Raw genomic sequence first — 12854 nt, 5'->3', positions numbered from 1 at the left:
ATATCAGGCATCGATATTCGCCCCGTCATCGGCCAATGAAAGCGGCCACTCCGTCGCGGAATGCCTGGCTGCCATACACCTCCTCGACCAGGTCATCGTCGTCCAGCCGCTGCTCGACGACGAGGCGGCGGATGCTCTCCTTCACGGCCTTGTGCGTGACCGGCGACAGCGCCATGAGCCGCACTGCCAGCGCATGCGCAGCGGCATCGAGTTCGCCCGCCGTGCAGACGGCGTGCACATAGCCGCAGGCCAGCGTTTCCTCGGCCGTCAGGTGGTCGGCCAGCAGCAGCATCCGCTTGACCCGCGGCACGCCCAGGGCGGCCTGCAGCCGCGCGATGTTGCGCGACGACAAGGTGTTGGACAGCGTTCTCGCAATCGGCGCGCCGAAGCGCGAGGCCTCGCTGCAGACCCGGAAATCGCAGGCCGTGGCCAGCGCGAGCCCGCCGCCCACGGCCCAGCCGTCGATCACGGCCACGGTGGGTACCGCGATGCGCTCGACCGCGTCGATGACGCGCTCCACGAAGGCTTCGTAGGCGATGCCGTCGCGGCCGCCGCGAAAGCCCTTGAAATGGGCGATGTCCGTGCCCGCGATGAAGGACTTGCCGCCCGCCCCCTTGAACAGCACGCTGCGCACCGCCGGGTTGCGCGCGCACGCGCCGATGCGCTCGAGCAGCGCCTCGTACATCTCCCGCGTCATCGCGTTGTGGCGTTCGGGGCGATGGATCACGATCTCGGCCACGCCCGAGGCGTGAACGCGGAGCTGCACGCATTCAGCAAGGCTCATGAGGCCTCCGCCGCGCCCGCCGGCACATTGATCTCGGCCAGGATTTCCTCGTTGTGCTCGCCCAGCAGCGGCGGATGCCGGCGCACCTGCTGCGGCGTACCCAGCAGCTTGACGGGAAAGCCGATGTTCTTGACCTTGCCCTCGATCGGATGGTCGATCTCCATGCACATGCGGCGGTGCGTGCCGTGCTCGCCCTCGAAGGCCTCCGGGTACGACAGGATGGGGCCGGCCGGGATGCCGGCGGCCAGCATGGCGTCGATCCAGTCGGCGCTGTCGCGCTGGCCGAACTCCCGTTCGAGCGCCTCGATCAGCGCCTCGCGGTGCTTCAGGCGCTGCGACACGCTCGCGTAGTCCGGGTGCACGGCGAGGTCCGGCCGCCGCAGCAGCTCGCACAGCCGGGTCCAGAGCTTCTGGTTGGTCGCGCCCATCACGAAGTAGCCGTCGCGCGCCTTGACCGCCTGGTAGGGCGCGCTCATCTTGTTGCTGGTGCCCAGCGGCGCCGGCGGCACGCCCGTGCCCCAGTACGCGGACATGTCCCAGACCGAGAAGGCCATGGCCGCGTCGAACAGCGAGGCGTCGATGTGCTGGCCCACGCCCGACTTCTGCGCGCCGATGTAGGCCGCGAGCAGCGCGTAGGTGGCAAACAGCGCGCAGCCGATGTCGGCCACCGGCACGCCGGCCTTGACCGGCTTCTCGCCGGGGTAGCCGGTCACGCTCATCACGCCGGACATGGCCTGCGCCATCAGGTCGAAGCCCGGCCGCTCGGCCCAGGGGCCGCTCTGGCCGAAGCCGGAGATGCTGACGTACACGATCTTCGGGTGGATCTTTTTGATCGACTCGTAGTCGATGCCCAGGCGCTGCACCGCGCCGGGACGGTAGTTCTCGACGATCACATCGGCGGTCCGGGCCAGCTTGTAGAAGGACGCGCGGTCCTCCTCGTTCTTGAGGTCCAGCGTCAGCGAGCGCTTGTTGCGGTTCATGTTCAGGAAGCCCATGCTGTCCGGCCCCTTCATCTTGAAGCCCATGGCGCCGCGGGTCTGGTCGCCGCCCGGCGGCTCGACCTTGATCACGTCGGCGCCCAGGTCGGCCAGCAGCATGCAGGCGAACGGCCCGGCCATGACCTGGCTCACGTCCAGCACCCGGATGCCCTGCAGCGGCAGTTGTCGCGCGTGGTTCATTTTTTCAGCCCTCCTCGGTGACCTTGGCGGTGCGCACCACCTCGCCCCATTTCTTGAACTCGGCAGCCATGAAGGCCGCGAACTTGTCGACCGATCCGCCGCCGTCCTCCACGCCATAGCCATCGAAGCGCGCCACCACATCGGGCAGCGCCAGCACCTTGTTGATGTCGGCATTGATCTGCAGGGCCAGGTCCCTGGACATGTCCCTGGGGCCCACCACGCCATACCAGCTGGACACGTCGAAGCCCTTGAAGCCCTGCTCGTCCATGGTCGGCATTTCAGGAAAGCCCTTGGCGCGCTGCAGGCGCGTCTGCACGATGCCCGCCATGCGCCCGGCCTTGACCTGCGCCGTGGCCGCCGTCATGGTGTCGAAGCTGTAGTCGATCTGGCCGCCGATCAGGTCCGTCTGCATCGGGCCCGAGCCCTTGTAGGGCACGTGGATGCTCTTGACCTCGGCCGCCATGTTGAACATCGCGGCCGCCAGGTGCTGCACCGATCCCGTGCCGGAGGAGCCGAAGCTGATCTTCCCCGGGCTTTGCCTGCACTGCTCGGCCACTTCCTTGACCGAGCCGGCGGAGTTCTTCGCGCGGGTCACCAGGATGTGCGGCGTGGCACCGACCATGGCAATGGGCGCGAAGTCCTTCAGCGGGTCGTAGCTGATGCTCTTGAAGATGTGCGGCGAGATGGCATGCGTGTTGACGTGCGCCATCAGCAGGTTCACGCCCTCGGTGAAGCGGGTGCGTGCAAAGAAGTCCGCAGCCAGTGCGCCGGTGGCGCCGGGCTTGTTCTCGACCACCACCGAGCGGCCCCACAGCTGCGACAGCTGCTGGCCCACGATGCGCGCGAACACGTCGGTGCCGCCGCCGGGCGCCCAGCCCACGTAGATCTTGACGATGCCCTTGGGCAGCTCCGTGGCCGCAAGGGCCCAGGGCGCGGCCAGCGCGCCCGCGCTGGCTGCGATGAAGTCTCGGCGTTTCATGTGTGCGTCCTCTGTCTCTGCTGTAGTAGTGCCGCTACTCTCCCGTAGCGCAGAGGACGTCGCAAGAACGTGGAAGGCATGCCTGGCTTCGTGATCCGCGAAGCCAGGGCCGCAGCTACGCTGCTTTCTTCTAAGTGCTGCTGCCGATCAGCTGGGCCACCACATTGCGCAAGGTTTGCTCCTGCGCATGGCCTTCGACACACGACAGCACATAGGCGCGCTGGTGCCAGTCGCCCTCGATCTCGGCCCAGCCCAGGTCGTCTTCCGGATGGAAGCTGCGCAGCACCTCGGGCGGCATCAGGCCCACACCCAGGCCATGGCGCACCAGCGCCAGCATGGTGTCGAAGCCGCTGGTCGAGAAGTTGTTGGGGAACGACCGGCCGCGGCTGCGGTAGGCCCCTTGCAAGGCCGACAGGATCGCCGAGCCCTTGCCGAGGCTCACCACCGGCAGGTCCAGGAAGTCGTCGATGCCCACCGGCCGCTGCGCCGCAAACTGGAAATGCCGGCGGCTGTACACGAGCACCAGCCGGTCCTGCCGGTAGTCGAACTTCGGCAGGTCCAGGAACCCGCTCTTCTTCTCGTAGATGCCGACATCGATCACCTTGTCGCGCAGCAGCTGCTGCACGATCTTGCTGTTCTCTTCCAGGATCTTCAGCGTGATCTGCGGGTAGGCGTCACGCAGCCGGGCGATGTCCTTCGCCAGGAACTGGATGATGGCCGCCTTCGGCGCGCCGATGAGGATGCGCCCGTCCTGCCCACGCCCCAGCACCTGGGCATCGCCCTCGAGCCGGCCGATGAGGTTGTCGATCTGCCGGATGTGCGCCATCAGCCGGTTGCCGGCCTCGGTGACGAGCACGCCGTGCGCCACCCGCTTGAACAGCCTGGCGCCCAGTTGCGCCTCCAGGTCGCTCACGCGCTTGGAGGCAGCCGCCACCGCCAGATTCAGCCGGTCGGCAGCCCGGGAGATGCTGCCTTCCTCGGCGATGCACAGGACCAGCTGGACGGTGGTGGAGTCGAGCTTCATGGCGCCGCCGGCCGCACCGTCAGCTGAACACGCTCTCCAGATCGGCTTCTTCCGCGCTGCTGTCCAGCTTCAGGCTCTGCTCGATGTGGTCGAGGTGATGGAGCATCAGCTTCTCGGCGCGCTGGGCGTCGCCGCGGTTCACTGCCGCGACGATTTCTTCATGCTCGTCCGCGCGGCAGCTGGTGGCGGTGGGCGCGTCGTACAGCGAGATGATCAGGCAGGTCAGCGCCGACAGCTCGCGCATCGAGCGGGCCAGCGCGGAGTTGCCGGCGAGCTCGGCCAGCAGCACATGGAATTCGCCCGACAGGCGCACGATGGCGCGCTTGTCGTCGCGGCTGCGCGCCTCGGCCTCCAGGTCGATGTGGCGGCGCAGGCGCTGGCGCTTGACGTCGTCGAGCGTGCGGACGAGCCGGCGCAGAACGCCCGGCTCGATCAGCCGGCGCGCCTCGAACACGTCCTGCGCCTGCTCGATGGTCGGCTTGGCGACGAAGGCCCCCTTCTGCGGAACCAGCTCGACGATCTGCTCGTGCGCCAGCCGGGCCAGCACTTCGCGCACCTTCGCGCGGCTGGTGGCGAAGATCGCGGCCAGCCGGTCCTCGCCGAGCTTGGTGCCCGGCGCGAGCCGGTGCTCGAGGATCGCCGCCGAGATCTTCTCGGCAATCTCGTCGACGCTGTGCTCGCGGGAGTTGGCGGCACTGGTCTTGCGTACTGAAGCTTTGGTGGACATCGCAGCCGATTCTATCGACGAGCCCTCCCCGCAGCCGGCTGGCGCGCCGCGCCGGCCGCGGCCTCAGGCGCGGCCGGCATCGCGGGCCAGGAGGCGTGACAGTGCATCGGGCAGCCCCTGGTTCGGCTTGACCGGTGGCGGCGCGAAACTGCCCCTGCGCGCCGGCGCGGGCGCCAGCGATGCGAGCGTCTGCGCATGGCAGACGGCGCTGGACACGCCGTCCACCACGGGCACCGGGATCCGGTCCTTGATCGAGCGCGCAAGGCCCGCCAGCGGCGCGCCGGCGATGATGATCACGTCCGCGCCGTCGTCCTCGACGGCCGACATGCACAGGGCCTCGAGACGCTCGCCATGGTCGTCCTGCACGCTGCCGATGTCCTTGAGCGGCCCCTCCAGGCTGCGGATGCTCGCAAGCCGCTCCAGGAGCCCGTTGGCCTGCACGCACTCGCGGTACCAGGCCGTGATGCGGCGCGAGATCGCGATGATGGAGAAGCGCTTGCCCAGCAGGCAGGCGCTCATCAGCGCGGCCTCGGTGAGGCCGACCACGGGAATGTCGAGCGCCTCGCGCAGGCCGTCGATGCCGGGGTCGCCGAAGGCCGCGACCACGATCGCATCGTGCCGCGCGTGGTGCTCCGCGGCCAGCGTGGCGGCCGCATAGGCGCCGATCAGCGACTCGAACCGGGTCTCGATGTAGGCAACGCCGAAGGGCGCCGTCAGCACCTCGATGCGCGTGTCGCCGGCGGCCGCGCGCCGGGCCTCGGCCGCGATCAGGTCCGAGACGCTTTGCGAGGTATTGGGGTTGATCAGCAGCAGGTTCATGGCAATGTCTCCAGCGTGAGGCTTAGGCGGGTCGACGGGTGGGCAGCAGGGTGGGCCCGGCCCGCCGCAGGAATTCGCCGCGCCCGGCGCGCGGATGGAAGCGCTCGCCGTCCCACACGACTTCGCCGCGCGCCAATGTCAGCGCGGGCCATGCCTTGACGTCGATGCCTTCGTAGGGCGTGTAGTCGACATCGTGGTGCAGGTCAGCGTTGCGGATGGCGCGCGGCGTGCTGCCCCAGACCACGAGGTCGGCGTCGGCGCCGACGGCGATCGTGCCCTTGCGCGGATGCAGGCCGTAGGCCTTGGCGGGATTGGTGGAGGTGAGCTCGACGAAGCGGTTGATCGTGATGCGCCCGTCGAGCACGCCGTGCGAGAACAAGAGCGGCAGCCGCGTCTCGATGCCCGGAATGCCGTTGGGAATGTGGCGGAAGGCCACCTCTTCGCCGCCGGGCTTCTTGCCCTCGGGCGCGTCGTAGCGGAACGGCGCGTGGTCCGACGAGAAGATGGTGAACAGCCCGTCGGCGAGGCCGTTCCAGATCACCTGCTGGTTCTCGCGGTTGCGCGGCGGCGGGCTGCAGACGCAGCGTGCACCCTGGTAGCTGTCGTCGATGCCCAGGTCCTCGGCCGTCAGGAACAGGTACTGCGGGCAGGTCTCGGCAAACACGCTCAGGCCGTGCGCGCGCGCCCAGCGGATCTGCTCGACGGCTTCGCGGCCCGACACGTGCACGATCATGATCGGCACGTCGACCAGTTCCGACAGCGCGATCGCGCGGTGGGTCGCCTCGCGCTCCACCAGCATCGGCCGCGCATGCGCATGGAAGCGCGGCGCGGTGCGGCCGCTGGCTTCGAGCCGCTTGGTCAGCCATTCGATGCAGTCGGCGTTCTCGGCATGGATCATGGCCATCGCGCCGTGCTCCCTGGCCACCGCCAGCACGTCGAGGATCTGGCCGTCGTCCAGCTTCAGGTCGTCGTAGGTCATGTAGATCTTGAACGAGGTGTAGCCCTCGGCGATCAGCTGCGGCAGCTCGTGCTTGAGCACCTCCTCGGTCGGGTCGCTCACGATCAGGTGGAAGGCGTGGTCGACGTGGGCGCGGCCTTCGGCACGCTGGTGGTAGTCCTGCACGGCGGCGCGCAGCGACTGGCCCTTGTGCTGCGCCGCGAACGGGATCACCGTGGTGGTGCCGCCGCAGGCCGCGGCGCGGGTGCCGGTGTCGAAGTCGTCGGCCATGCGCACCGGCGGCTCCATCGGCTGGTCGAGGTGGCAGTGGGCATCGACGCCGCCCGGCGTCACGTAGCGGCCGGCGGCGTCGATCTCGCGCCGCCCGGGGGGCAGCGCGAGGCCCAGCTGCACGATGCGGCCGTCGCGGATGCCGATGTCCGAGTCGAAGGTGTCGCTGGCGGTGGCAACGCGGGCGTTGCGCACCACGAGGTCGAGGTCGCGGAAGGTCATGGTCTTTCTTCTGTGGGTCTGTCTGTGTCTTGTCTGCGCGGCTGCGCGACGGCGTTCAGGCCGGCGGCCCGAACAGCCGGCCCCAACCCCGCACGGCGCGGGGATCGATGCCGACGGTCTTCAGCGCCCGCCACACCACGGTGGCGACGGAGTCGTAGATGGGGATGCCGAGCTCGCGCTCCATCTCTTCCACCAGCTGCGCGCCGTGCAGGTTGGTGCACATGATGGTGATCGCGTCGGGCCGCTGCTGCGCCACTTCGCGCAGCATGCGGCGCAGCGTGTCGGCATCGACCTCGCTGAATGCGAAGTTCACCGTCAGCCCGAGGTGCCGCTCGGCCACGCAGTCGATGCCGATGCCCGCGTAGTTGGCAACGATGCGCTGCTGCACGTCCTCGACATAGGGCGACACCAGGCCGAGCGTACGCGCGCCCTGCGCGGCCAGCAGCTCGTTGAGCGCCAGCACCGATGTGCTGGCCGCAATGCCGGTCGCCTCGGTGATGCGCGCGCACAGCGCCTGGTCCTTCTCGAAGCCCAGCCAGCTGGCCGAGGTGCCGCTCCAGCAGATCGTGTCGACGCGCGCATCGGCCAGCAGCCGCGCGGCCTCGAGGATCTTGCTGTCGTCGAACTGGCTGAGCGAGGCGCCGCGCATCGATATCTCGGTGACGGTGAAGCGCGAGAAGTGCGCCGACACACCGGGCACGCCGCTGACCATTGCGCTGGTCAGCGGCTCCAGCGCGGTGTTCGAGGAAGGCGTGAGCACGCCGATGAGTTTGCGTGGGGTCATGGTCGTCTTCAGAGGCGAGGAGTGTCGGTCGGGTCGGCCGGTGCGCCCGGCTTTCCCTGGTGGCGCGAGGCCAGGTCGAGCTCGTGCGCCAGGGCCTTGCGGCGGGCGGGCGTCGGCCCGGCATGCGAGGGATTGTCGAGCGCGGGCAGCACGAAGTCATTGACCATCTTGCGGATCGCCAGCACGTTCTTCGACTCGCGCAGGCCGCCTTCGATGGGCAGCATGCTGGTCATCACGACCACCGCGTTGCGCTCGGGCAGCGCCACGATGAACTGGCCCTTGAAGCCCATGGCATGCACTTCGGGCTCGGTGGCGACGATGTCGTTGATCCACCAGAACTGGCCGTACCACGGCGCGGACGACGGCGCGGTCATGGTCCGCATCCAGGCCTGCGACACGATCTGCCGGCCGTTCCAGCGCCCGCCCGAGAGCACCAGCATGCCGAGTTTGGCCATGTCGATTGCGCGCAGCCGCAGGCCCCAGCCGGCCGACACCAGCCCCTTGCCGTCGGCGCGCTCCCAGGCGTAGTGCGCCATGCCCATCGGCTTGAAGATCTTCTGCTCGGCAAAGGCCTCCAGCGGCATGCCGGCATCGGCGCCCAGCGTTGCGCTCGCAAGGATCGGGTTGACGTCGGTGTAGTCGAAGGCCTCGCCGGGCGGGCGCCTGGGCGTGGTCTCGGCGGCGAGCTTCAGGCGGTCGGACGCGCCGTAGTAGATCGGGTCGTCGGTCGGCTTGAAGTCGTAGAACAGGCCGGTCGACATCGACATCACGTGCCGCAGCTCGATGGCCTGCTTGTCCGCGAGTGCCGCCTTCAGGTCCGGGCGCGCCTTGGCCAGCACGGGCGCCACCTTCTCGTCGAGGCGGCTGCGGCCTTCGTCGATCAGCACGCCCGCAACCAGCGCGGTGACGTTCTTGGTGATCGAGTACAGCTCGTAGTTGTGGTCGCGGCCGAGCCCCCGGCTGTAGCGCTCGAAGACCAGCTTGCCGTCCTTGACGACGAGGAAGCTGCGCACGTCGAGATCTTCCTTGCGGATCCACTCGGACAGCCGCACCAGCGGGCGCGAATCGACGCCGACGGACTCGGGCACTACGGCGGCGATGGCGGGCCCGGCGTCATCGGCCGGGGCCACGGATTGGGCCAGCGCGGCACCGGCCGAGGCCAGGTTCAGGGCCAGCGCGATGGCCGCAAGGCGGACATGGGACATGGACATGGTTGTCTTCTCCTGGAGGGTTGCGTGCCTCAGACCGGCAGCTTCTTGCTGTAGTCGATCAGCATCGTCGAGCAGACGAACAAGCCCGCGCCCGCGGCCGTGAACAGCATCAGCGCCATGAAGTACGAGCCGGTGGCCTGCACGATCAGGCCCACCACGATCGGCACGCCGATGCCCGCCACGTTGCCGCCCAGGTTCATGGTGCCGCCGAGAAAGCCGACCCGGGCGCGCGTGCCGAGGATCGAGGGCACGCACCAGAACAGGCCGCACCAGCGCAGGAAGAACAGCGTCACCGACAGCAGCACGACCACGGCGATCGGGTCCTTGATCTGCGTCACCATGAAGATGGCGATGGTCGCGATGATCGACGAGATGCCGAACAGCGTGCGCAGCACCTTGCTCTGCGAGGCGCCGGCCGCCTGCCACTTGTCGGCCAGCCAGCCGCCGAACATCTCGCCCACGAAGCCCGAGAAGAACATGATGAACACCGCGCCGCCCATCTGCTTGATGTCGAAGCCGTGCACCTTCGACAGGTAGTTGGGCATCCAGGTGAGCAGGCCATAGAACAGCGCGTTGAAGCACATCCAGCCGAAGAACATGCCCCACACGGAGCGGAAGCGGAAGAAGTCGAGCACCCGTCCGCTCGCGTCCGCCGATTCCTTGGCCGCGTCGGCCGCATGGCTGGCCTCGATGAAGCGCGCCTCGGCCTCGTTCACGCCGGGATGCTGGCGCGGATGGTTGCGGATGTAGCGCCAGGCGAAGTAGCCGGCCAGCACGGTCCCGCCGCCGGCAATGGCGAACGCCATGCGCCAGGAGCCGAGCACGGCGATCAGCCCCGAGATCAGGATCGCGCCGAGCGCGGCGCCCAGCGGCGCGCCGCCATCGAGCAAGGTGGCGCCGCGGCCCCGTTCGGTCTGGGTCATCCAGATGCCGTTGAGCTTGCCGCCCGCAGGGTAGATCGGCGCCTCGGCCGCCCCCAGCCCCAGGCGGGTCAGCAGCAGCGGAACCCAGCCCGTGCAGGCGGCGGCAATCGCCTGGAAGAAGCCCCAGCCCAGCGTCGCGCCGGCAATCACCACGCGCGGGCCGAAGCGGTCGGCCAGCATGCCGCCGGGAATCTGCATCAGCGCATAGGTCCAGAAGAAGGAGCTGAGCAGCAGGCCCTGCACCGCGGGGCCGATGTCGAATTCCTTGGCGATCAGCGGCATGGCCACCGACAGCGAGGCGCGGTCGATGTAGTTGATCGAGATCAGGAACAACATCATCAGGAAGATCTTCCAGCGCACCTTGGTGGGCTGGTGGGCTGGATTGGCGGTCGCCGCGGGCGCCGATACCGTCGTTGTCGATTGCATTGGTTGTCTCCTTGGAGGCGCACTGCCGCGGGGCCTGGACCCCGGCGCAATGGCGCTTCCCATCGCATGGTTGAAGCACGGCAAGCCGCTGTGCAAAGAGGCCCGTGCGCTCTTCGGCGCATCGGGGCTCCGCGGCCCATCGGCAGGACTGCAGCCGGCGCCGCTGCCGCTCTTCAGGCGTCGAACACAGGCTGTAGGGCGAATCTAAGTTTCGTCGACAATGTTGTCAACAATGATGTTGATATTTTGATCGACACTATCGTAAACACTTAGAGTGCTCCGACGTGGCGCCCAAGCTGCGACTTGTAGACAGCACAAAACGCGTCCCGGAGCGAGAACGGTTGTGCCCGGCGTGTTGATTGCCACCGCAAACTGACCCGGCTAACCCACTAATTTCCGTCTAGGACTGACCCACGCAAGACCCTACTCTGCTCATTTTTAAGGCAGGGGATCCGAGGAGTGATAGACGTGGCGACATTGAGTGTCATCAGACGCTGGGCCCTCCACGAGCAGATGTCCATTCACGAAATAGCCAGGCGTACAGGCCTGTCTCGCGACCCGCATGCCTACCTGCGCGACGTACCGACGAAGAGCTCCTGCCGCGTCGCTGGCGGCAGCGTTGACCGCTGCACTCGTCGTCAAGGCGAATGGCCCGAACGCTTACGCTGAACGGACACCTCGCGATGAACTCCCTTGTTCGGGGGGAAGTAAGTCGACATCCACCAACCACGAGGAACTGATACTTCGCAGTAAGAGCTTCGCCTGCGAATTCCCTTCAGTACATATCGATTGGTAGCGCCATTACGCTCTCGGCACCATCGACGATGCTGTCGCGCAGGCCCGGCACCTTGTTCAGGATGTGCTCGGCATAGAAGCGCGCGGTCGCGATCTTGGCCTGCATGAAGTCGACGTCGACGTTGTGCAACGCCAGGTCCGCTGCAATGATCAGCGAGCGCGCCAGCTGCCAGCCGGCCACGAGGTTGCCCGCAAGCATCAGGTAGGGCACGCTGCCCGCGAACACCGCGTTGGGCGAGGCCTTGGTCTGGCCCGCGACGAAGTCGACCACTTCCACGAAGGCCTCGCGCGCGAGCTTCAGGCGCTTGAGCACGGCGGCCGCGGCGGGGTTGCTGCTCTTCGCCAGTTCGGCCTCGGTCTTCTCGATCTGCGCGGCAATGGCCTTGGCGGTCTGGCCGCCGTCGCGCGCGGTCTTGCGGCCCACGAGGTCGTTGGCCTGGATCGCAGTGGTGCCTTCGTAGATCGTGAGGATCTTGGCGTCGCGGTAGTACTGCGCCGCGCCGGTCTCCTCGATGAAGCCCATGCCGCCATGCACCTGCACGCCCAGCGAGGTCACTTCCAGGCTCATCTCGGTGCTGTAGCCCTTCACGAGCGGCACCATGAATTCATAGAAGGCCTGGTTCTGCTTGCGTGCCTCGGCRTCGGGGTGGTGGTGCGCGGCGTCGTAGGCCGCGGCGGCCACGCTGGCCATGGCGCGGCAGCCTTCGGTGTAGGCRCGCATGGTCATCAGCATGCGCTTGACGTCGGGGTGGTGGATGATRGGCGCGCTCGCGTTCATCGAACCRTCGACSGGGCGGCTCTGCACGCGGTCTTTCGCGTAGGCCACGGCGTGCTGGTAGGCACGCTCGGCAATCGCGATGCCCTGCATGCCCACGGCATAGCGGGCCGAGTTCATCATGATGAACATGTACTCGAGGCCGCGGTTCTCCTGGCCSACGAGRTAACCGACGGCACCGCCGTGGTCGCCGTACTGCAGCACGGCSGTGGGGCTGGCCTTGATGCCCATCTTGTGCTCGATGCTCACGCAGTGCACGTCGTTGCGCKCACCGAGCGAGCCGTCCTTGCCGACGAKGAACTTGGGCACCACGAACAGGCTGATGCCCTTCACGCCCTCRGGCGCGCCGGTCACGCGTGCGAGCACCAGGTGCACGATGTTCTCGGCCATGTCGTGCTCGCCGTAGGTGATGAAGATCTTGGTGCCGAAGACCTTGTAGGTGCCGTCAGGTTGCGGTTCGGCGCGGCTGCGCACCAGCGCAAGGTCGCTGCCGGCCTGCGGCTCGGTSAGGTTCATGGTGCCGGTCCACTGGCCGCTCACCAGCTTYTCGAGGTACACCGCCTTGAGCTCGTCGGAGCCGGCCGTGAGCAGCGCCTCGATGGCGCCGTCGCTCARGAGCGGACACAGCGCGAAGCTCATGTTGGCCGAGTTGAGCATCTCGCCGCAGGCCGCGCCGATGGTCTTGGGCAGGCCCTGGCCGCCGAAGTCCGCCGGATGCTGCAGCCCCTGCCAGCCGCCCGACACGTACTGCGCAAAGGCTTCCTTGAAGCCCGGCGTGGTCGCGACCTGGCCGTCCTTGAAGGACGAGGGGTTGCGGTCGCCCTCGATGTTCAGCGGCGCGATCACGTCCTGGTTGAAGCGCGCGCATTCCTCGAGCACGGCCTGCGCGGTTTCGAGGCCGGCGTCCTCGAAGCCCGGCAGCCTGGCGATCTCGCCGATGTTGGCCAGGTGCTCGATGTCGAACAGCATGTCCTTGAGG

Annotated in this window: 11 protein-coding genes and 1 pseudogene; 1 reads left to right on the top strand and 11 read right to left on the bottom strand. The window is 67.9% G+C overall.

Features of this window, described 5'->3' with window-relative positions; translation table 11 throughout:
- Positions 1-25 precede the first annotated feature (25 nt).
- The 10 genes from AC1DOC_RS04075 to AC1DOC_RS04030 all read right to left on the bottom strand — a co-directional run bounded on the left by AC1DOC_RS04075 (position 26) and on the right by AC1DOC_RS04030 (position 10305).
- Positions 26-784, bottom strand: coding sequence for an enoyl-CoA hydratase (locus AC1DOC_RS04075; protein ID WP_478080316.1), 759 nt, complete (start codon positions 782-784; stop codon positions 26-28).
- A complete protein-coding gene (locus AC1DOC_RS04070; protein ID WP_478080317.1) occupies positions 781-1962 on the bottom strand; it encodes a CaiB/BaiF CoA transferase family protein in 1182 nt (393 codons plus the stop codon). Before AC1DOC_RS04070 ends, AC1DOC_RS04075 begins: the two co-directional genes overlap by 4 nt.
- A 4-nt stretch (positions 1963-1966) precedes the next feature.
- A complete protein-coding gene (locus AC1DOC_RS04065; RefSeq protein ID WP_478080318.1) occupies positions 1967-2941 on the bottom strand; it encodes a Bug family tripartite tricarboxylate transporter substrate binding protein in 975 nt (324 codons plus the stop codon).
- 130 nt (positions 2942-3071) lie between these two features.
- Complete coding sequence (locus AC1DOC_RS04060) at positions 3072-3965, bottom strand: LysR family transcriptional regulator (RefSeq protein ID WP_015867048.1); 894 nt, start codon at positions 3963-3965, stop codon at positions 3072-3074.
- 19 nt (positions 3966-3984) lie between these two features.
- A complete protein-coding gene (locus AC1DOC_RS04055; protein ID WP_018906766.1) occupies positions 3985-4692 on the bottom strand; it encodes a GntR family transcriptional regulator in 708 nt (235 codons plus the stop codon).
- A gap of 63 nt (positions 4693-4755) precedes the next feature.
- Complete coding sequence (locus AC1DOC_RS04050; RefSeq protein ID WP_018906765.1) at positions 4756-5511, bottom strand: aspartate/glutamate racemase family protein; 756 nt, start codon at positions 5509-5511, stop codon at positions 4756-4758.
- Positions 5512-5533: 22 nt separating this feature from the next.
- Positions 5534-6961, bottom strand: a complete 1428-nt coding sequence (gene hydA, locus AC1DOC_RS04045) for a dihydropyrimidinase (protein WP_478080319.1) — start codon at positions 6959-6961, stop codon at positions 5534-5536.
- A 55-nt stretch (positions 6962-7016) separates the two neighbouring features.
- On the bottom strand, positions 7017-7745 hold the full coding sequence (locus AC1DOC_RS04040) for a maleate cis-trans isomerase family protein (protein ID WP_015867052.1): 729 nt from the start codon (positions 7743-7745) through the stop codon (positions 7017-7019).
- An 8-nt stretch (positions 7746-7753) separates the two neighbouring features.
- Positions 7754-8956: a serine hydrolase domain-containing protein gene (locus AC1DOC_RS04035; RefSeq protein WP_436289465.1), complete on the bottom strand. Its 1203-nt coding sequence runs from the start codon at positions 8954-8956 to the stop codon at positions 7754-7756.
- A gap of 29 nt (positions 8957-8985) precedes the next feature.
- Positions 8986-10305, bottom strand: coding sequence for an MFS transporter (locus AC1DOC_RS04030; RefSeq protein ID WP_015867054.1), 1320 nt, complete (start codon positions 10303-10305; stop codon positions 8986-8988).
- 459 nt (positions 10306-10764) lie between these two features.
- Here AC1DOC_RS04030 and AC1DOC_RS04025 point away from each other — a divergent pair.
- A pseudogene (locus AC1DOC_RS04025) lies at positions 10765-10864 on the top strand (XRE family transcriptional regulator); the annotation flags it as partial.
- 216 nt (positions 10865-11080) lie between these two features.
- On the opposite strand, the gene AC1DOC_RS04020 reads toward AC1DOC_RS04025, so the two are convergent.
- Positions 11081-12854, bottom strand: a 1774-nt coding sequence (locus AC1DOC_RS04020) for an acyl-CoA dehydrogenase (protein ID WP_478129430.1), incomplete at its 5' end; no start/stop codon positions are given.

It is taken from the genome of Variovorax sp. 01T439_2, assembly GCF_056398445.1.
Note: the sequence above shows the minus strand (reverse complement) of the source record. Positions and strands in the feature narration are given on the sequence as shown.